Origin of the sequence: Shewanella sp. GD04112 (assembly GCF_029835735.1) — a bacterium.
GTDB lineage: Bacteria > Pseudomonadota > Gammaproteobacteria > Enterobacterales > Shewanellaceae > Shewanella.
In genome coordinates, this window is record NZ_JAOEAL010000001.1 from 3,801,216 (window position 1) to 3,821,765 (window position 20,550).

The following is a 20,550-nucleotide window of genomic DNA, read 5'->3' on the forward strand; positions in this document are numbered from 1 at the left end:
TGAGGTAGTTAGGCATGGCATACGATCAAGAGTCACAACTCGAACTTGGCAAATACTCATCACTCATAGACTTAATCGAACGCACTAGCCAACGCTTTGGTGATAAAACGGCATATGCTTGTTTGGGGAAAACCTGCAGCTTCAATGATATAGAACGCGATTCACGCTATTTTGCTGCCTATTTGCAGAATAACACTAATCTAAAACCCGGCGATCGGATCGCGATTCAATTACCCAACATTACCCAGTTTGTTATCGCTGCCTATGGTGCGCTGCGGGCGGGACTTATCCTAGTCAACACTAACCCGCTCTATACCGAACGAGAGCTAATTCATCAGTTTAATGACTCGGGTGCTAAGGCCCTAGTGGTGCTGTCGGATCTGTTGCCAACCCTTGCTAAAGTGGTTGCAACCACACCAATTGAATTGGTGATTTCCACTCATCCGTTAGATCTTATCGATCCGCAGGTGCAGCCCAAAACGGGGCTTAAAAATGTCGAATTCTGCCAAGTGCTAAAACAAGGGGCCGAGCAGCCCTTTAACCGTGTTGCCCCTGCCGCAGGTGACTTAGCGGCGCTGCAATATACCGGTGGCACAACAGGTCTCTCCAAGGGGGCCATGCTGACCCACGGTAATATGCTCGCCAATGCGGCGCAGGTAAAATCCCGCATCGGCAGTGTCATCAGCGAAGGGGAAGATATTTTTGTCGCACCACTGCCGATTTACCATATCTACGCCTTTATGGTGAACTTAGTACTGTATTTTGAATGTGGTGGTTGCTCGGTATTAATCCCCAATCCCCGTGATATTAGTGGCTTAATTAAGACACTGGCGAAATACCCTTTTACTGGCTTTGCAGGGCTTAACACCCTCTTTGTCGCCCTGTGCCATCAGCCAGAGTTTAAGGCACTGGATTTCAGTCATTTAAAAATCACCATTTCGGGTGGTACGGCACTCACCGCTGCCGCAGCCAACATCTGGCAGCAAACCACGGGCAATACCATCAGTGAAGGTTATGGATTATCCGAAACCTCACCGGTGATTTCACTCAATGCCCCCGGATATCAGAAGATTGGCACTATCGGTAAGCCCGTTCTCGGCACTGAGGTCAAACTGTTAGACGAAAACGGCAATGAAGTCGCACAAGGGGAAGCCGGTGAACTCGCCGCCCGCGGCCCGCAAGTGATGCTGGGTTATTGGAATAATCCCCAAGAAACAGCCAATGTGATGACTGCCGATGGTTTCTTTAAAACCGGGGATATTGCGATTTTGAACGAGGAAGGATTCCATCAAATCGTTGATCGCAAAAAGGATATGATTATTGTCTCCGGCTTTAATGTTTATCCGAATGAGGTCGAAAACGTGCTCGCCAGCCATCCGAATATCATTGAATGTGCTGTGGTTGGTGTAAAGGATGAACACTCAGGAGAAGCGGTCAAAGCCTTTGTTGTACTTAAGGATGACAGCCAAGATCATGAGCAAATGAAAACCGCTATTCTCAACTTCTGCCGCGAGCAACTCACCGCCTACAAGCTGCCCAAGTTGATTGAATTTATGCCGCAGTTACCTAAGAGTACCGTGGGTAAAATTCTGCGCCGAGAACTGAAACATCAGGCTTAAACATAGCTAAACATCACTGATGTGCGAGCAGTCTTAAATCCAAAACAAAACCCCAGAGCAACACTCTGGGGTTTTATTTGCATTACATTCCCATCAAAACCTTACTCGCTAAGCGCACTCACGTCATCCGTTAGCAGCTGCAAACTGGCAAATTCGCGATATAAGGCATTGGTTTGTAAAAGGGTTTGATGCTTACCACTGGCGACGATACGTCCCTTATCGAACACGATAATTCGGTCCGCATTGATCACTGTGGCGAGGCGATGGGCGATGATAAGCGTGGTTTTCCCCTTCATCAATTCATCGAGTGCCTGCTTTACTTTTTGCTCGCTTAAAGCATCGAGCGCACTGGTCGCCTCATCGAGCAGCAAGATAGGCCTGTCGGCAAGAATCGCCCTCGCAATGGCGATACGCTGCTTTTGACCACCCGATAAGCGCACGCCGCGCTCACCCAAATAGGTTTGATAACCTTCACTAAATTCGCAGATAAACTCATGGGCACGGGCCGCAATACAGGCATCAATCACCTCCTGCTCGCTAGCATCGACGCGGCCATAGCGCACATTTTCCAGCACACTAGTAGCAAAAATCACTGAGTCCTGCGGCACAAGCGCAAACTGCGCCCGTAAATCCTTTGGTGAAAGCTCAGCAATATCAATCCCATCCAAATGAATGCTGCCCGATGACGGCACATAAAACCGCTGCAATAACTGAAACAGCGTACTCTTTCCAGCCCCACTTGGCCCGACCAAGGCCACCCGCTCGCCCGCGGTTATCGTTAGATCTAAGTCGCTGAGCACTAACTGAGTTTGCTCGGGATAATGAAAATTCAGCTCTTGTAGTTGCAGCTCGCCACGCACTTTCGTGGGCAGTGTTTTAGGCACCACTGGCGCAGGAATATCGACCTCAGTTTCAGCCAACTCGATTAAGCGCTCGGCGGCGCCCGAGGCGCGTTGGATCTCACCGACAACTTCACTGATGGTCGCGACTGCGCCTGCCACCATTACGGCATAAAACATAAAGGCCGACAGTTCGCCGCCCGTCATTTTTCCCGACATCACGTCGTGGGCGCCGACCCAAGTCACAGATGCAATGGCGGCGATACTTAAAAACATCACGGAGGAAATCAACATGGCGCGGTAACGAATGCGGCCACTGGCGGCGGTCATCACATCTTCGACACGACCATTGAACAAACTACGGTCTTTATCCTCATGACCATAGGCTTGCACTGTGTGGATTTCATGTAAGGTTTCATCCACATAGGCCCCCAAATCCGCCACCCTATCTTGGCTTTCGCGCGCTAAGGTTCGAACTTTTCGGCCAAAGAAACCGACAGGCCCGAGCACCAAAGGCACGGCCAGTAGCACCAGCAGCGTCATCTTCACGCTAGTGATCCCCATCATCGCCAGCCCACCGATCACAGTCACGCCGGAGCGCAGCGCCATCGAGAGACTCGAGCCGACCACGGTTTGCAGCAGAGTCGAGTCGGCGGTAAAGCGCGAAATCACCTCACCGGTACGCACCTTGGCGTAGAAGGCTGGAGACAACTTCAGCAGTTGATTGTAAACCGTCAGCCTTATATCGGCGCTGACCCGCTCGCCGAGCCAAGTCATCAAATAAAAACGACAAAACACCGCAGTGCCACTCACGGCGGTGATCAGCAGCACCAACAGAATAATTTCATTGAGACGCTGGGCGTTATCCTTAATAAAACCTTCGTCCACCATCAGCCGCACGCCCTGCCCGAGGGATAGCCAGGCCAAGGAGCCAATCAAAAGAAATACAATCGCCGCGACCACCCGCAGGCGATAGGGCTTAAGAAATTGCCAAATCCAGGGCAATACCGCCCGTTGGCGAATCGAGGTATTAGCAGCGTTGTGAGGCATAGTGGACTCTGATAATGATCGTGGGGGAAGTGTACTCGATTCTGTAGGCTCAGTTAGCGGTTTGTTCACTATTGATATCCTTAGGCTTTATGCGCCCATCAACCTTAGCACATGCGAGTATCGACAGAGCATACCCGAAAGCCCTAAGGATAAACAAAGTGACTTTAGCAAGGCGTCGCTTAAAGAAGGCAATAACAAAGGATGAAGGTAAAAGTGAAAATGCCTTGAGGAATATAACAATAAACCCGCCTAGATAGCGGGTTTATGCTGGCGCCTTAAGTAGGTCAAGCTCAAGGCGCTGATTTTCAAAACATAGGTATTCAAAACACAAATGTTTAAGCTAAAGACACTTAAGCTACTTGCATATCTTCGGGCGCTTTAGGCGTGCCATGGTGACCATCACGCTTCCAGTTAACGTCGAGTAATTCACTGCCCGTCAGACTAAAGGCTTGGCCAAAACCTTTCACATACAATCCCTGATGGGGCGCTAACTTATACAGATTAAAGTCCATCAGTGCCGCGAGGTTATCGGACATGTCACCAAAGCGTTTTGATAACAGGCTGACTCCCTTACTAAAGGTGGGTGTATCCCGCTCAACCGCTTGAGCGATTGCATCGAAAGTTAGACGTTTACGGGCGAATACCGACTTAGCTTCGGCTTCATCCTCCACCAGCATCACAGACACTTTGGTCGACTGTTTAAGGTTGTGGCCGTGACGGGCTAAGTCACTCACTAAGATGTAAAAACCATCGTCAGCTAAGGCAAATGGCGCGTAACTGGCATTGGGTTGCCCATCCGCATCCACAGTGGCGAGTTGCAAAGTATGGCGCTGCTGTTTAAAGGCCTCAATTTCGGGTAACAGTTTGTCCCTTAAACGTTGTTCTTGCTCGAAGATTTCAGACTTCATATTGGATACCTTAATAAATTATGTCGGTGACTATTGAGTAGCAAAGGTGCCCGCTAGCGTTTTAAAACGGCGAACTTGCTCAGGAAAAAGCACTCTTTGCTTGTCTCGTCCTAAATAAACTTTGAATACCACCTCGCCTTGAGGGCCAAAAAAGTTAATCGAATGGCTCTCGCTGCCCCTAAAGGGTCTGCTAACTAACGCGATCGCTCGCATGTTATCCAGCTTGAGATGACCATGAAGGCCATCACCTTTGCTGTAGAGGTTGTAGTAACCATGGGCAAATTTTCCTTGGGGAAAATCACCTTTAAATTCAAACACACTGCCCGAGAGCATCACTATCGTGGTCAGAGGTCCCCACTCGGGTAAGCTCTGCAGCAACTCGTCGATTTGTGTCAAAGGAAGAAACACTCGCTGCGCTTGCGGCAGTGCCGCGACCACATCAAGTTCGGCAATCCCTAATTCACTCGCCAGTTGTGCAGGCATTAAATCGGGCTGGCTGACAAAGCGCTGCCTTAACATTGACTGCGAGTCGGCATCGATTTGATGGCTCGAGTGAGCGATTTCGGGGTCGATTGTCTGTGTCATTTGCGTCTCCTAAAGCTGGGCCTAGAACATATAACGTGCTGACAACTTCATATTGCGGCCAGGTTGATACAGGGTCTGCCATGCCTGCTGGTATTTCTCGTCACCAATGTTTTCAATGGCGAAATCAACTCTCAGGCCAGACATAGCCCCCATAGCTGGCTCCCAGGCGAGGTACACATCCCACAGGGTGTAGTCGTCATACTTAGCCACGCGATAACCTTCGGGCGTATTGGATTGGCTGGCGACATAAGTCACTCGGGTGCCGAGTTTCATATCGCCTTCCATGATGCCTTGGGAAAGATCGACGTTAAACTTATTGGCGGGCATACCTTCGATATAGTCGCCAGTCTTTCGGTCTTCACCACGAGTCTGACCGTAATTCATCGCCAGCCGTGTCTGACCAATGCGATAACGGCCGCTGAGCTCAAACCCAGTTAACTGCGCATCTTCCACGTTATTCCATGAGGTCGTTTGCTCAAATCCTGGGATCCCCATTAACGGATTGGAGACTTGCTGAACGATAAAATCGTCCACATCGTTACGGAAGATGTTTACGGTGAAAGCCAGCTCATCATCTCCAGCTAAGTCGTTGAAACGAAAATCGGCTTTCAGTTCTTTATTGCGGGCGACTTCAGACTTTAAGTTGGGATTCGTCGCAAAGGTATTACACAGACCTTGGGGTAAAAAACCGGGGATCGGCGGAATGCAATAATGGGTTCCGGTAGAAAACATTTCCTCAACCGTCGGCGCACGGAAAGCCTGATCGTAACGTGCACTTAAGGTCAGCCACGGCTGAGTCTGCCAACTCAAACCCAGCGAAGGTGATAACTCATTGTCATCCGCAGAGGCATTGAGATTGTGACTCTCGTTTTTGAAGCTATCGTAACGTAAAGCAGCGTCGAGATTGACGGTTTGCGTCAATTGAATATCGGCACGGGTAAAGGCGCCCCACACAGTGGTCTCACCATCAATATCCCCTGGGCGCTGTCCCACTTGGCCCCTATCGTCTCTGACGGTTTTAAGGGTATCGCGATAACCATCGACACCATAGGTCAACTTAGTGTTACCCAACTGCGAACTGTTGTTGAGATTAATCCCAATGGTGCGGTATTCGGTGCTATCGAATTGACCTTTGGTCACTCGGTCTTCGTCATAATCCGTGCTATTCCAATAGACTTGCACTTTGGTGTCCAAATACGGATTATTTACCGGCGCCAAGCTGTAATTAAGGGTGACGTTTTGATCGTCCGTTTTACGGCGCACTAAAGGCACCGAACTGCTCACCGCGGCGGAAGGATTACTCGGCACCAGTTCATTAATCTTGCCAACTCTTGCCGATAACTCTAAGCGTGAAGCCTCATCGGCTTGCCATCCAAACTTAGCCAAACCGTTGCTCCCCAAAGAAGCACTGTTAGCTAAGGTTTCGTCATTCCCCGTATTGATATTATTGGAGTCAAAGTAAGATCCATTGATTAACCAATCAATTGTATCTTGTTGGCCATACACGGCGGCACTGGTTTTAGTGCGGTCGCCATTAGTGTCATAGCCTTGCTTTAGATAACCACCGAAGCTTTCGTTAGGGGCTAAGAAGTCTTGAGCCGATTTAGTATTCTGCGCCACCACACCACCGATGGCACCACTGCCCCAGAGGCTACTGGCAGGACCGCGAATCACCTCTATCGATTTGAGTAATTCAGGATCCATAAAGTAAGAACCACGGTGACCTGAACTGGTATTCTGTCTTGCACCATCAATGGTTTGTAATACGCGATCGCCGCTTAAGCCACGGATCTCAACCCCTTGAGACGTCGCTCTCGGCCCATTGGTTAAAGTGATGTTAGCTTCATTTTTTAATGCTTCAGCAACCGATGATGCCTGAGCCACATTGAGCTGTTCTTCACTCACAACGGCGACACTGCGACTCGTTTGGGAGACTTTTTCACTCAAGCGTGTCGCGCTTACTAATACTTCATCAAACTCAGTCTCGACTACTCCTGGCTTTTTTTCCTTTTGCTGAGCAGTTACCCCTTCTTCAGCCGCTAACGTAAAACTTAGCGCCGTAGTCGTTAATGCGATCGCAACGGCGATAACTAACGGCTTCTTTTTCATGGTTACATCCTCAAATCATCAATGATATTAATCGATTAGAATTCAAATCGACCATTTGTGGTTAGTCCGTCAACCTTGGTCGAACTGCTGCATTTTTGAGCATCCATTTTCGTAATTGCTGGCACTCTAACTGAGATTGGAAAATTTATCAAATAGAAATAATTATCATTTGCGATCTCAATTGTATTTGTGTATCTTAATTAGCATTGATTGATGAGAGACCGTTTTTTGAACTTGGAAGGCGTACTGTGACACCGAAACGATATCTGGTTTTTGGCGCATTAACCGTTGCAATCCAAACGGGTGTGATTGCATCGCAGCCTGCTATGCCATTACTAAGTAGTCTCAGTGAATCGACACAAATGACCGCATTCAAAGAAGCAAATAAAGCGGTTACCTTAAGCTTTGCAACCCATAGTGCAGCAGAAAAATCAGCGGCCATATCAGCGATAAAAAATACGCCTGCAAATACGATTACCGAAGATGCGATTTCAACAAATGTGCCTAATACCAGTAAGCCCCAAACGGCGCCAACACTCACTGATACACCAGTAACTGAAATAGCAAGGCAAGCACCCAAACCAACCAAAGCTAAGCCGCAAACGATTCAATCCGCAGTGCAAAACAAGCCAACGCCGAACACATCCTCTAAGGCAGGTGCGACAACTGCCAAACCTCTTATGGCCGCAAATACACAACATCAGAAAGAAACTGGAGAGATAACAAAACCTTCTGACCAACTGTTGTCGCAAATGGCAGAAAGCAACACTCAAGATAAAACCGTTATTAACAATACCAATGTGACGCCCACCAGTGTCAGCGAGAACACTAAAGCCACTCCCGAGGTTATCGAGCTGGCAACACCGACTTTTGCCAGTAAACCGCCGCAACCCACCTACCCACGCATGGCACGTAAAAAAGGGCTTGAAGGCACGGCGACGGTAGAAGTGATGTTTAACGAATTTGGACAACAGCTTGCCCTCACCTTAGTGAAAAGCTCAGGCGTGGGGCTGCTAGATCAAGCGGCATTAGAAGCGGTTGAGACTTGGGAATTTCAAGCTCCCACCAACAAACTGGCCAGCCATTACAAAGTGAGAGTACCTATTCGCTTCGCCTTAAATTGAACGTCCCTAACCGCAGCATTCCAGTTATCGCTGATAGCTTGATAACCCATTATTAGATAACGATTTTGACCTAAGAGGCTCAATTGCCCATGACTGACTTTTCCACCCTACAGGCTCAACTCGGTGCCCTGACTTGGCCGCTACTTATCTGCGCCTTTCTCGCGTTAATGATTTGTCTCGAACGTAGTGCCTTATTTTTACAGCAATCCTTTGCATCTATGTCCCCCAAAAAACAGGCTTGGGTGAAAGCGCTGCGTCAATCCGACGCCAAGACCAGCAATGAAACCGTTCAAGTGCTTATCGATAGCACCAGCCGTCAGCAGGACTTACTGACAAGAGGCGCCAATTTACTGCTAAAACAAGCCGATAAACCAAAGCAGCTCAGAGAAGAATTACTCAGTCTGTGGCTGAACAAACAGCAAAGGGACTTACAAGCGGGCCTCAAGTTACTGCAAGTGATTGGGATTATTAGCCCATTGCTCGGTTTATTGGGGACGGTACTGGGGCTGATTGAAATGTTTGCCCAGTTAGGGCAATCCCAAGGTCCAGTCACACCAGCACAGCTCAGTGCAGGGCTTGGACTGGCGATGAACACCACGGCAGCGGGCCTGATTATTGCGGTGCCGACCATTACCGCCGCCCATCTGTTTGGGATCTGGGCCCATAGTCAGTGCGTAAAAGTAAGTCATGTGCTGAATCAGCTCAATTTGTGGCTATCTGGGGTTGAACATATCGCCCTCGAGCAGAATCACTATCAGGCTTTTGCCGACGTTAATCGCGCTAAACCCGCATCTAACACTCAACTCGAGTCACAGCCATGATCAGTGCCGATAGAGCCTCATTACCTCAAGCGGGGATCTCGGCCTTAGAGCCCCTTCCGAGCATCGATCTTACGGCACTGATTGACATTATTTTTATCGTCTTAGTGTTTCTATTGCTCACCGCTAATAGCCGTTTGATGAGTTTACCCGTGGAAGTGCCGCAAAGCCCAAGCAGCGCCATCACGGCCGTCGAACCGAAAGAATCCATTGCTATCAATATTATGGCAAACGCTCCCCATTGGGCGCTAAACAGCGAGACCTATTCCGAGTTAAACGCCTTCAGTTCGGCATTTGAAGAACAGCTAAAACGTCATCCTCAGGCCAGTATTGTTATCGCGGCGGATAAAGCCGCGCCAGTAGAACCCTTAATGCAGCTGTTAGCGCTCTTGCAGGGCAATGCCATCAGCCAGACGCAGATTTTGATGGAGCATTAATCGCTTAGGTTAAAGCAGAACATTTTTCGAAACCATTTCCCTTGGCAGTACCTTTTGCCTGCCTTGCACACAGATGAAGTAGGAGTTTATCCATGTTGTTTCAAGCCAATCGTCATGCCAATAAATCAGCCAATAACTGGCGGCTATTTTTCCAGGCGCTCAGCCTCTCAACATTCGCGGCCTTATTCTCGACCAATGCCTTATCGCAGGAGATAAAACTGGTTAGCGCGGGCGCTGGAGTGACTGAGTTGGTACTTGCCCTCGATGCAGCTGACGAGCTGGTTGCAGTGGACTCCACCAGCTATCTTCCCGAGCATTTAGCGTCAATTGCCAAACTGGGGTATCACAGAATGTTGTCGGCCGAAGGCATTATGGCATTGTCGCCAACTCTAGTTGTCGGCTCTGAGGTAATGGGGCCAGAAACCACACTCAATGTACTCAAACAGGCCAAGATAGAGGTGGTGAAGTTACCCTCCAGTGCCGATGAGAAACAACTGATGACGAATATTGATACCCTAGCTCAGCTACTGAAACGCACTGACCAAGCGATAAAGTTAAAACAAGATTTGCATCAAAGACTTGAAGGGCTAAATAAACAACAGCAATTGAGCCAGCAACAGGCCCAACCGAAAATCCTGTTTATGTTATTACAGGAAGGACGCGGCGCCCGCGTCGGCGGTAAAGGCACTGCGGCCGATACCATTATCGCGCTCTCAGGGGCGAAGAATATTGCCGACTTTGAAGGTTATAAGAGTCTATCCCAAGAGGGCATACTCTCACTCCAGCCCGATGTGATTTTACTCTCTAAGCGCAGCGAGCAGAGCGATACACAAACTGATGAACAAACCGCGCAAGCACTACTGAAGGAAATGCCGTTACTCGCCCACACTCCAGCAGGCAAAAATGGCCATATCCAAACCCTTGCCCCACAGGCCTTACTCGGCGGGTTAGGTATTAGCGCTATCGGTGCGGCTGAAACCTTGGCAGCCACTTTGCTCAAGCAAGATCAATAAGTTGTGGGGCTGATGAGTATGTTACAACATCGCTGGCTATGGCCCACCATGGCAACGCTGCTTATCCTCAGCAGTTTACTTTCCGTCAGTGTCGGGCCAGTGAATATCAGCCTTATCGACTCCCTCAGCGCGGTGTTTAACTGGGCCACGGAGCAAAATATTGGCAATCTTGCTCCCCACGAGCAACTGGTTGTCAGCAATGTCCGCTTGCCTCGTACCTTACTCGCCCTTGCCGTTGGGGCCATGTTGGCCCAATGCGGTGCTGTGATGCAGGGGTTGTTTCGTAACCCCTTGGCAGATCCTGGGATTATTGGCGTGTCATCCGGCGCGGCATTAGGCGCAGCAATCTGCATAGTGCAGTTCCCTCACGCCGAATCTGTCATGATTTCTGTCAGTGCTTTTTCCTCTGGCTTAATCACTACCCTTATTGTCTATCGCCTTGCCAGCAGCGCTTTAGGTACATCGGTCGTGTTATTGCTGTTATCTGGCGTCGCCGTTGCCGCACTCGCCGGAGCTGGAATTGGCGTGCTGACCTATTTAGCCAATGATATGGCGCTTAGGGACTTAACCCTATGGCAAATGGGCAGTATTGCTGGCGCACAATGGCAATATGTGGGCTTGTGTTTAGTGGTGTTAGCACTGCTGAGTTGGCAATTTAATCGTGATGCTAAGGCGCTTAATGCCCTGCTACTCGGTGAGGCCGAGGCCAGGCATTTAGGGATTGATGTTGATTCACTCAAGCTGAGACTCATCCTGCTCTGCGCCTTAGGGGTCGGCGTCAGTGTTGCAGCAACAGGCATTATCGGTTTTATTGGCTTAGTGGTGCCCCATTTAGTGCGTATGTTGCTGGGGCCAGATCATCAACGCCTCCTCCCTATGAGCGCCCTGCTAGGTGCGGCCTTGTTGGCACTTGCCGATATCGGCGCGCGCGCCTTTTTACCCCCAGCGGAACTCCCCGTTGGCTTAGTGACAGCGCTCATTGGTGCACCATTCTTTATCTTTTTACTCCTGCAACAACGCAGCAAATTAATCTAAGCGAGAACCCCATGGCTATGAGCTTATCGGCTGCGCCCGTCGCTAAACAACATTTTGAACGTGCTCAACTAAGCGTGGATAGACTCAGCTACGCTATCGGCGATAAGGCGGTGTTAAAGGACATTAGTGTGCAATTTCAACCGGGCAGTTTCACCGCACTGTTAGGACCGAATGGCGCGGGTAAGTCCACACTGTTAAAGGCGCTGTGCCAAGAGATCCCCGCCGCGCGCGACAGCATTCGGCTTGGGCACTGCCCGCTTGTCGATTGGCCAAGGGCTGAACTGGCAAAATCGCTAGCGGTGCTACCACAGCACGCGAGTTTAACCTTTCCCTTTAAGGTGCATGAAGTGGTCGCCATGGGGCTTTATCCCTTAACCTTGAGTCAAAAAGAGGGACAGCAGTTAGTCACAAAATGGCTCACCGAGGTGGAGATAGTGCACTTGGCGCAGCGTAGCTACCCCACCCTTTCTGGCGGCGAAAAACAAAGGGTACAACTGGCGCGGGTATTAACTCAGTTGAGCCAATCCCCCTTCCCGCCGATTTTACTGCTCGACGAACCCACCTCGGCGCTGGATCTGGCACAGCAACATAAGGTATTAGCGCTGGCAAAAAATCTCGCCCATAAACACGCCTACACTGTGATTGTGGTACTACACGATCTCAATCAGGCCGCCCGTTATAGCGATAGAGTTATCGTCCTCAAGCATGGCGAAATTGTCAGTGAAGGCTCGGCAAGCAAGGCTTTATCGGCCGAGATTATTCGGCAGGTATGGGATTATGAACCTGAGTTTATTCCTGCACCACAGGGCGGTTACCCATTGATTTTTTAATCCAAAATCGAACCCGCTAAGCTTTTTCACTTAAGGTTAAGGGTATAATCGTGCCAATCGATATCGCCAGTACATTGAGCAGATGAAAAACACAATTTCCACAGAAACGCAGCAAGACGCCTTAAGCATTGCCAAAGCCACGCAAAAACCGGGGCAAACGAAGGAACAGACCAAGCTTATCGCGCAGGGGATTGAAAAGGGCATTGCCGAATACAAAAAACGCCAAAAAGCCAAGGCCCGTGAGCGCGATAAATTGAGAAAACAACAACTAAGAGCAAGAAACCAACAAGCGAGCGCGGCCGACGAGATGGATGACGGCGAAGATTTTTCGCTACCGCAGACTCAATTTACTGCTGTTGCTTGGGCAGCCATCGCCCTATTACTCCTTAGCTGGCTGGGCTTTGGGGCTTATATATTCCTTTAACTGAGGAGATTAACGCGTAACCTATCAAGGTAACCAGTTAGCTCATGCGGATGAAACGCTTGTGCAGTTAGCGCCTTAGCATTGATATTGCCAACCTTTAGCTGGACCCGCCCCGTCTCGGGCAAAAAGGCCAACTCAAGCCAGTTGGCTCTGTCGGGGTAGCCATCGAGTGTTAGACAAAGCGTATTGTCCCGCTCTATCGCAAACTGACAATCCCAGCATTGGCCGACAAGATCGAGCAGCACTTGCCCGCTTTGTGTATCGGTTAATCTCGGCGCATACACCCAATGGGACATTCGCATTTCATGGGGAATGGTCTCAAGCTTAAAGCGGCCCTGTAGAAAAAACTGTTCGGTTAACATATTCGGATCATCAAAGTAGTTATCATGTATGAAAAATCGTGTATGAATAAATCGTGTATGAATAAAAATGACTCGGTAATGGGCTGATTAACTCACTGGTTTATAAGCAGATTAACTCATTAAGCCTTCTAATCGATTCGCGAGCCGCTTAGCTAAGCCCTTTTGCCAAGCCGCACTCTTTGGCTGACTGTAGAGCCTATCTTCCCACGCAAAAATCTTGTTCATGCCATGGTAAGCGAGCCAAGGCAAAGGCTCGCGCTCCCAGGGTGCTAATACCTGTTGAACTGAAGCATTAAACGCCCAAGGCATAGATGCAAGCTGTGTATCACGCCCTAATATCAGGTCCACCAGCGTGCGGGCAAATAGGTTTGCCGCCCCGACACCTTCCCCTCCATAGCCGCCAATCAGGCCTAAACCCAGACTTTGATCAAAGATGGCATGGGGAGCAAAACGCCTCGCCAAGGCTAACGTTCCGCCCCAACCATGGGTAATTTGTACGCCCTTAAGTTGAGGAAATAACGCCAACAATAATTGATAACGAAAGCCAAATTCGCCCTCGAAAGCACACTGAGGTGGGCTTTGATTTACAGGAAATTTCCCATTAAAAAGTTTAGGGTCAAAACCAAATTCGGTGCGTATTTTCGCGCCAAAGCCATAGCCGCCACGGGCACCAAATATCAACCGATTATCAGGGCTACGCTGACCGTAAGTCACTATACGGCTGGCATCACTAAAGGTCGCGCGATTAGCCAAGCCAATTGCATCCCATGTAACGTTCGTTAACGGCTCGGTGGCGATAAGTAAACTCTGCACTGGTAAAGTAAATCGCCCCAGCCCACTGAGCTGACGTAGATAACCTTCCACTGCGGGCACCACAATCGCCGCACGAACATTTCCTTGCGGCGTCTGTAATTGAGTAAGTGCATCACCAAGATGCGCCATGTGATTTACAGACGTGCGCTCGTAGATCTTCACCCCTAAGCTTTGCACCAGATCAGCCAAGCCACAGACGAGTTTCGCCGGATGTATTCGCGCGCAATGGGGGGTAAAAAGTGCCGCTTGGCCCTCGGCCATAGACACTTGCTTATCGAGCTCGGTCTTATCCAGCCAACGTATATCTTCTTCACCAAAGCCATCTGCGCGCCACTGCGCTAATTCGGCTTTAATATTAGCGAGTTGCTCTGGATAACGCGCCGCGACCCGCAAGTTACCGCCATGGTGTAAATCACAGTCGATATGGTGCTTAGCGCAAACTGTGGCCACTTCAGAAATAGTTTCTTGAATAATGGCTTTAGCGATAAGGCGCTGCTCGCCCTCGAGCCGATTAAGATAGGCCACATCGCCACTGAAACTGCCCATCAACCAACCGCCATTGCGGCCGGATGCACCTTGGCCTATGTATTCGGCCTCAAGGATAACCACAGACAGATTTGGCTGGTATTGCTTTAGATAATAAGCCGTCCAAAGCCCGGAATACCCCGCACCGATAATGGCAACATCGGCGGTGATATCCTGCTCTAAGGGTGGTAAAACGGCTCGTTGATTTAACTGAGGCTCAGTGTCGAACCAAAATCCGCGCTCTTTCACGCCAACGTTTCACTCGAGGCATTAACACCAATGATTGCAGCAATTTCATCGACATGGGTATCAACCCAAGCGCTGCTGATAGGCCCCCAGGTAACGATACGATAATAACCCGCATTGTTACGGTTGCCGTCCTGCACAAACTCGACTCGAATCCCTATATCTTCAAATGCGGCGATAGAATCCTGTAGCGTGCGCCGCGGCATTCCAGTTAACTTATTGAGTGATAATAGGTTATGTCGTTCATCATCCATTAAATGCGCTAAATATAGCTTACGCAAAAATGCCTTATGCTGTTTCGACATCGATTGAGTGGCTGCGGCTTCTAGGGGCATAGAGGAACGATCCAAAAATTGATCAAGAGTCTATAAAACTACTTGATATTCAGTGAATAAGAAATAGCCTCAGCGCAAATTATTAGGCAGAGTTTACAGGGTTACTCCCGCCAATATTGAACAAATTATCCTCATTGACTTGTGTTTATCCCCCCATGGCTGTTATTTCTAAGAGGAGTCAATCGATGGGAGTAAGTGATGAACCAAATGATTACCGCTGAGCAAGTGCTACATTTCTGGTTTGAGGAAATCTCACCTAAATCTTGGTGGATCAAAGACCCTGAATTTGATGCCTTAATCCAGTCCCGCTTTGAAGACTTACTCAAACAAGCCAAGCGGGGTGAACTTGCCGATTGGCGCGTAACGCCTCAAGGTCGTTTAGCCGAAATCATAGTGCTGGATCAATTCTCCCGAAATATTTATCGCGATACGCCCGCCGCGTTTGAGGCCGATGCCATCGCCCTCGTCCTTGCTCAAGAGGCCGTCGCCCAGCAGGTTGACCAAGTACTTAAGCCAAAACAAGTGCCCTTTTTATTTATGCCCTACATGCATAGCGAGTCGCAGCTTATTCACCAAGTTGCGGTGAAATTGTTCAACCGAGAAGCGGCTATCGCCAATTTAGAATTTGAACTGAGGCACAAGGAGATTATCGACAGATTTGGTCGTTATCCCCATCGAAACAAGATATTAGGCAGAGAATCTACCACAGAAGAAATCGCCTTTTTAAGCCAGCCAGGGTCCTCCTTCTAAAAGCCTGATTGCGCTTTTGCTAAATAAAATAACTAAGACTATAAATTAGCAAACTACACTTATTGCTGTAGGTCATGGAGCGGCCAATACAGGTTGGTGACTCACAACGAGGTATTGATGAGTGATAAAACACGCTAAAGTTGCTTCAGGTTCCGCCAGAATGTCCCGGTTTCGTTACCGATTGTTGGGCTTAGCCGCCCTAATACATCCCCAAATAATGCAGGCGGCGGAGCTGAAAATTGGTGTAAGCCTGTCTATTCCCCCCTATGTCATCCAAGAATCCAACAGCGGTTTAGAGCTTGAATTGTTATATCAAGCATTAGCCGTTAAAGGTCACAACGCCAGCATTCATTACCTGCCCTTGGCCCGTACTTTCCATGAGCTCAAGGAAGGCAAACTCGACGGCATTATCAACATTAAAGACGGCATGGTTGATAAAGTCTTTTACTCCGATGTCGCCATCCGCTACCAAAACTGCGCCATCAGCCTCGATGATAAAGATTTCACTATCAATAGCGTTAAAGACTTAGACGGTAAGAAGGTGGTGGCCTTTCAACGCGCTTCGATATTGCTTGGGGAAGAATTTACCCAAATGGCGAAAACCAATCCCAGTTATCAGGAACAGGCCAGACAGATACAACAGGTGTATATGCTGATGAAGCACAGGGCCGATGTCGTGGTGATGGATAAGAATATCTTTAAATACTATCTCAAGCAGGCATTTATCGAGGGGAAATTGACCGAGGCAGAAATCAAGCAAGTGGCTATTTGCAATCGTATTTTCCCACCTACAGAATATAAATTTGCCTTCTTAAATGAACAAATTCGTGATGACTTTAATCAAGGATTAAAGCAGATCACCGAAGATGGAACACTGAACGCGCTACAGGAAAAATATCGACGTTTAGTGTCCCTAGATAATGAGGCCGAGGCGGCTAATACCCTGCTGGATCATTCAGTGTTAAAGCATGATCCGCTCTGATCCTACTTAACGACGAGTACCGGACACTTAGCGAGTCGCACCACATCTTGACTCACATGGGGTTTTAAAAAGTCCATTAAGCTAGTGCTACCATGGCTGGCAATGACCACCATGCCCACATCGGTGGCTTCGGCGAGAATTTCTTCACTGGCATCACCATGGCGAATGACGGGTTTGATACTAAGGCCTGACTTTAATCCCTGTTGCATATCCTGCTGTAGGCTTTGCATTTTTTGTTCAACAAATTCAGCGAGCTGTTGCTCTAACGTCGCAGGCGTCTCCACTGCCACACCGTAAAAGTGGGCGCTTCGTGCTGGGCTAACGACATGCAGTAAGCGGATATCCACCTGATAAAGATTTGCCATTTCAACCGCATATTTAAGAGCGTGGGCGGCAGTTGCCGAAAAGTCCGTCGGGCATAACACTTCTTGAGTACGCATAATCTTATCCATCGCTTATGGTTGTTTCGCCCAATAAATGGGGGCTGATAATCTGTATTTTATAGCAGTAAATCGGGACAAGCAGCTAGGCCGTAAAATTAATTATGCTTTAGCAATCAAAAACAAAGGGCGCCTTAGCGCCCTCTTATCAGAGCTTTAAATGCTATTTCACTACCAGTACGGGGCAAGCGGCGCCATTGGCAACGGCCTCGGCGACATTAGTGTGTAAAAAGTGCGAGATTCCCGTCCGGCCATGGCTGGCAATCACCACCATGCCCACATCCTTACCATTGGCCTCTTCTAAAATCTGATCGACGGGATCGCCACGGCGAATCAGGGTGGTAATAGGTAATTCGGTTTTGAGGCCCTCGAGTAAAGCCTGCATCTTGGTTGCGGCGGCTTCTTCCATACTCCTAGCGAGTTCCTCAGGCGTGATCGCTAAGATCATATAGTTCTCGTCACCAATTGGTTGCTCAACAACGTGTAATATCTTTAGCCCTGCATGATATAGATTTGCCATTTCAATAGCATAACGTAGCGCATGGGCCGCAGTTTCCGAAAAATCTGTGGGCCAGAGTATTTGACCTGAACGCATAATCTGTTCTCCTTAATGGCTAGTCATCGTTAAGCTCATCTTTGAGCCAAGTAATAGCATCCAGCTTATCGACAAAAAACTTAACCTCGGCCGGAGTGAACCAGTTTGCCAGCTTTGCCATCACCTCCTGTAACGTCGTTTTACCGACTATGGCAATCCGCTCAAAGTGACGAACATGCTTAACCCCTAGTTTTAGATCGTCCCAAGCGGCTTGAAGTTCCCAACCTTCGAGCTCAGTCACATCGACTAAGGCATAAATATCGGGATCTGTAACCCCTGCTAACGCGGCCTCAAGCACCGGCACCATCACCTCATAATCTTGATGAGTTAAGGTACCAACCGCTTTAAAGGCAACAAAAAAATCATCATCGCCATAACGCTCAATACCAACAGAAATACCATGCTTTAACAAAGTCATACCTACTCCTTGTCTAACAAACTACCTTTTAAGTGTAGAAGTTAAGCCCATAACAGGCCGTGATCTTGCTCATAAAAGCACCAGAACACTTGCGTATGCTCACGCTGTCCGCTAGGATAAACCGACTAATCAGTCGGTTTTTTTATACACCACAAATCGCTTCCAAAGCTTAAGGCTTGCACCCGAGGGATCACTATGAATATGGCAACAGACCCAGCAAAAATCTCGCCACTTACCGAGTTACTCCAGCGCCAACGTGCAAGTTACTTGGCAGCCCCGAATCCCGATTACGCTATCCGTAAAGAGCGCTTACTACGCCTTAAGGCCGCCTTGCTGAAATTCCAACAGCCGCTCGTCGAGGCGCTGTCACAGGACTATGGCCACAGATCGGTCGACGACAGCTTGATTTCCGACATTATGCCCGTGGTCAACAACATCAATTACAGCTTGAAAAACCTAAAGAAATGGCTCAAGCCAAGCCGCCGTCATGCGGGCATCTTACTCGCCCCCGCCCAAGTGAAAGTGCATTATCAGCCACTCGGCGTGATTGGGATAATCGTGCCTTGGAACTTCCCCGTCATGCTCTCCATCGGCCCCTTAGTTACGGCCATCGCCGCAGGCAACCATGCCATGCTCAAACTCTCGGAATTCACTCCCGCGACCAATAGCGTCATCAAGCAATTACTCGCCGAAGTGTTTGAAGAATCCCATGTTGCCGTGGTCGAAGGGGAAGCCGATGTCGCGGCGCAGTTTTCCGCCCTCCCCTTCGATCATCTGCTGTTCACCGGTTCAACCACAGTCGGTCGCCATGTGATGCGCGCCGCCGCTAATAATCTCACGCCAGTGACTCTCGAGCTCGGTGGGAAGTCGCCAGTGATTATCGCCCCCGATATGCCACTTGAGATAGCAGTAGAACGAATGATTTATGGTAAGTGTTTGAATGCTGGACAAATCTGTGTAGCACCTGACTATGTGCTTTGTCCTAAGGCGAAAGTGGCAGAATTTATCCAAGCCTATCAGACGAAATTCCAAGCCATGTATGGCGCCATTACTCATAACAAAGACTACGGTAGCATTATTAATGCCCGTCAGTTTGAGCGTTTGCTAACCGTGCTTGAGGATGCCAAGGCTAAAGGCGCTAAGATAATCCCCGCCTCGAATGACGTGATTGATAGCCAGCATCGTAAACTCGCCACTCAGCTCATTACCGACACCACTGAAGATATGCTATTGATGCAAGAAGAAATCTTTGGCCCACTGCTGCCAGTGATTGGTTATGACAACCTAGATGAGGCCATTAGCTATGTGAACCATCGCGCCCGCCCTTTAGCCCTTTATGTGATGAGCTTTGATGAAGCGAGCCAACAAAAAATCCTCAAGCAAACCCATTCCGGCGGTGTGTGCATCAACGAAACCGTGTTCCATGTGGCGGCCGATGATGCCCCCTTTGGCGGTATCGGTCCATCGGGTATGGGGCATTACCACGGCAAAGAAGGATTCCTCACCTTTAGCCACACTAAAACCGTGCTTAGCCGAGGTCGCTTCAACACGGGTAAGTTTGTCCATCCTCCCTATGGCACTTTTATCCAACGCATGTTGATGAAGCTGTTTTTACGCTAATACGGGCGCTTAGGAGTAGTTATGTCGACCATATTATCAACAGACACTAAACCCATGACAGATAAACGTCAGGCCATTTTGGAGACCGCCTTACGCTTATTTGTCGACCAAGGGTTTCATGGCACCTCGACCGCATCGATAGCCAAGCAGGCGGGCGTCGCCACCGGCACCCTCTTCCATCATTTTCCGACCAAGGAAGCACTGATGGAAAGCCTGTTTCTTACCATCAAGCAAGAATTTGCCGATGCCTTGTTGTTAAAGGTCGGCGAGGGGCAAGATCTTAAGCACAATGCCGAAACACTCTGGCAGAGTGCGATCGATTGGTCGATTGAAAATCCAGTCAAACAATTGTTTTTCCAGCAGTATTCTATGTCGCCGCAGATCGCACTGCATATTCGTGAGCAGGCGATGAACAGCATCCTAGGCTTTATCGCGCAATTGATAAAACAGGGGCAGTTAATGGGACTGATTGCACACTATCCCGTTGATTTGATGTTGGAAAACTGTCACGGACAATACTTGGCCGCCACGCGCTTTTTTATCGATAATCCAGCATTAGGCAAAGATAAACATTACCGCGATGCCAGCTTTGCACTGTTTTGGAAGGCATTACAGGCCGATTAACCATAAAAAAACCGAGCCAGACATGTCGCGGGCTCGGTGCTTGTTATCG

At 49.0% G+C, this 20,550-nt stretch carries 22 protein-coding genes; 12 read left to right on the forward strand and 10 right to left on the reverse strand.

From position 1 onward, the window contains the following. Positions 1–14 precede the first annotated feature (14 nt). Positions 15–1,619, forward strand: coding sequence for an AMP-binding protein (locus N7386_RS16790; RefSeq protein ID WP_279769832.1), 1,605 nt, complete (start codon positions 15–17; stop codon positions 1,617–1,619). A gap of 101 nt (positions 1,620–1,720) precedes the next feature. Here the strand turns inward: N7386_RS16790 and N7386_RS16795 are convergent, their stop codons facing one another. From N7386_RS16795 to N7386_RS16810, 4 genes are all read right to left on the reverse strand, one after another. Beyond that, positions 1,721–3,508, reverse strand: coding sequence for an ABC transporter ATP-binding protein/permease (locus N7386_RS16795; RefSeq protein ID WP_279769834.1), 1,788 nt, complete (start codon positions 3,506–3,508; stop codon positions 1,721–1,723). A 350-nt stretch (positions 3,509–3,858) separates the two neighbouring features. After that, entirely contained in the window at positions 3,859–4,416 is a 558-nt protein-coding gene (gene hutZ, locus N7386_RS16800) for a heme utilization protein HutZ (RefSeq protein WP_279769836.1), read from the reverse strand. A gap of 30 nt (positions 4,417–4,446) precedes the next feature. Beyond that, positions 4,447–5,001, reverse strand: coding sequence for a heme utilization cystosolic carrier protein HutX (gene hutX / locus N7386_RS16805; protein WP_279769838.1), 555 nt, complete (start codon positions 4,999–5,001; stop codon positions 4,447–4,449). A gap of 21 nt (positions 5,002–5,022) precedes the next feature. Beyond that, complete coding sequence (locus N7386_RS16810; protein WP_279769840.1) at positions 5,023–7,110, reverse strand: TonB-dependent hemoglobin/transferrin/lactoferrin family receptor; 2,088 nt, start codon at positions 7,108–7,110, stop codon at positions 5,023–5,025. Between the two features lie 248 nt (positions 7,111–7,358). On the opposite strand from N7386_RS16810, the gene N7386_RS16815 reads away from it, so the two are divergent. From N7386_RS16815 to N7386_RS16845, 7 genes are all read left to right on the forward strand, one after another. Beyond that, on the forward strand, positions 7,359–8,234 hold the full coding sequence (locus tag N7386_RS16815) for a TonB family protein (RefSeq protein WP_011718049.1): 876 nt from the start codon (positions 7,359–7,361) through the stop codon (positions 8,232–8,234). An 83-nt stretch (positions 8,235–8,317) separates the two neighbouring features. Next, complete coding sequence (locus N7386_RS16820; RefSeq protein WP_279769843.1) at positions 8,318–9,055, forward strand: MotA/TolQ/ExbB proton channel family protein; 738 nt, start codon at positions 8,318–8,320, stop codon at positions 9,053–9,055. Further along, a complete protein-coding gene (locus tag N7386_RS16825; protein WP_011718051.1) occupies positions 9,052–9,489 on the forward strand; it encodes a biopolymer transporter ExbD in 438 nt (145 codons plus the stop codon). The genes N7386_RS16820 and N7386_RS16825 overlap by 4 nt, the downstream gene beginning before the upstream one ends. A 92-nt stretch (positions 9,490–9,581) precedes the next feature. After that, on the forward strand, positions 9,582–10,502 hold the full coding sequence (locus N7386_RS16830; protein WP_011718052.1) for a hemin ABC transporter substrate-binding protein: 921 nt from the start codon (positions 9,582–9,584) through the stop codon (positions 10,500–10,502). Positions 10,503–10,520: 18 nt separating this feature from the next. Beyond that, positions 10,521–11,537 carry an iron ABC transporter permease gene (locus N7386_RS16835; RefSeq protein WP_011718053.1) on the forward strand — a complete coding sequence of 339 codons (1,017 nt, stop codon included), beginning with the start codon at positions 10,521–10,523 and terminating at the stop codon, positions 11,535–11,537. A gap of 11 nt (positions 11,538–11,548) precedes the next feature. Next, entirely contained in the window at positions 11,549–12,367 is an 819-nt protein-coding gene (locus N7386_RS16840) for a heme ABC transporter ATP-binding protein (protein ID WP_011718054.1), read from the forward strand. Between the two features lie 82 nt (positions 12,368–12,449). Then, positions 12,450–12,791: a DUF2956 domain-containing protein gene (locus N7386_RS16845; RefSeq protein ID WP_011718055.1), complete on the forward strand. Its 342-nt coding sequence runs from the start codon at positions 12,450–12,452 to the stop codon at positions 12,789–12,791. Here N7386_RS16845 and N7386_RS16850 read toward each other — a convergent pair. The 3 genes from N7386_RS16850 to N7386_RS16860 form a co-directional block, all read right to left on the reverse strand. Then, positions 12,788–13,153: a hypothetical protein gene (locus tag N7386_RS16850; protein ID WP_011718056.1), complete on the reverse strand. Its 366-nt coding sequence runs from the start codon at positions 13,151–13,153 to the stop codon at positions 12,788–12,790. The genes N7386_RS16845 and N7386_RS16850 overlap by 4 nt on opposite strands. 111 nt (positions 13,154–13,264) lie before the next feature. Next, on the reverse strand, positions 13,265–14,740 hold the full coding sequence (locus N7386_RS16855; protein ID WP_011718057.1) for an FAD-dependent oxidoreductase: 1,476 nt from the start codon (positions 14,738–14,740) through the stop codon (positions 13,265–13,267). Beyond that, a complete protein-coding gene (locus tag N7386_RS16860; RefSeq protein WP_279769850.1) occupies positions 14,737–15,072 on the reverse strand; it encodes a winged helix-turn-helix domain-containing protein in 336 nt (111 codons plus the stop codon). The genes N7386_RS16855 and N7386_RS16860 overlap by 4 nt, the downstream gene beginning before the upstream one ends. Positions 15,073–15,270: 198 nt before the next feature. Here N7386_RS16860 and N7386_RS16865 point away from each other — a divergent pair, with 198 nt between their 5' ends. Further along, the gene (locus N7386_RS16865; RefSeq protein ID WP_279769852.1) at positions 15,271–15,822 is read left to right on the forward strand and encodes a DUF924 domain-containing protein; all 552 of its coding nucleotides are present in this window, start codon (positions 15,271–15,273) and stop codon (positions 15,820–15,822) included. Between the two features lie 160 nt (positions 15,823–15,982). Beyond that, complete coding sequence (locus N7386_RS16870; RefSeq protein WP_279769854.1) at positions 15,983–16,804, forward strand: transporter substrate-binding domain-containing protein; 822 nt, start codon at positions 15,983–15,985, stop codon at positions 16,802–16,804. Positions 16,805–16,806: 2 nt separating this feature from the next. Here N7386_RS16870 and N7386_RS16875 read toward each other — a convergent pair whose 3' ends face one another. The 3 genes from N7386_RS16875 to N7386_RS16885 all read right to left on the reverse strand — a co-directional run bounded on the left by N7386_RS16875 (position 16,807) and on the right by N7386_RS16885 (position 18,257). Next, positions 16,807–17,244 carry a universal stress protein gene (locus tag N7386_RS16875; protein ID WP_279769855.1) on the reverse strand — a complete coding sequence of 146 codons (438 nt, stop codon included), beginning with the start codon at positions 17,242–17,244 and terminating at the stop codon, positions 16,807–16,809. Between the two features lie 163 nt (positions 17,245–17,407). Then, the gene (locus N7386_RS16880) at positions 17,408–17,839 is read right to left on the reverse strand and encodes a universal stress protein (protein ID WP_279769856.1); all 432 of its coding nucleotides are present in this window, start codon (positions 17,837–17,839) and stop codon (positions 17,408–17,410) included. A gap of 19 nt (positions 17,840–17,858) precedes the next feature. Continuing rightward, positions 17,859–18,257 carry an STAS/SEC14 domain-containing protein gene (locus N7386_RS16885; RefSeq protein WP_279769857.1) on the reverse strand — a complete coding sequence of 133 codons (399 nt, stop codon included), beginning with the start codon at positions 18,255–18,257 and terminating at the stop codon, positions 17,859–17,861. 195 nt (positions 18,258–18,452) lie between these two features. Here N7386_RS16885 and N7386_RS16890 point away from each other — a divergent pair, with 195 nt between their 5' ends. Continuing rightward, positions 18,453–19,877, forward strand: coding sequence for a coniferyl aldehyde dehydrogenase (locus N7386_RS16890; RefSeq protein ID WP_279769858.1), 1,425 nt, complete (start codon positions 18,453–18,455; stop codon positions 19,875–19,877). A gap of 21 nt (positions 19,878–19,898) precedes the next feature. Beyond that, entirely contained in the window at positions 19,899–20,501 is a 603-nt protein-coding gene (locus N7386_RS16895) for a TetR/AcrR family transcriptional regulator (RefSeq protein WP_279769860.1), read from the forward strand. Positions 20,502–20,550 lie beyond the last annotated feature (49 nt).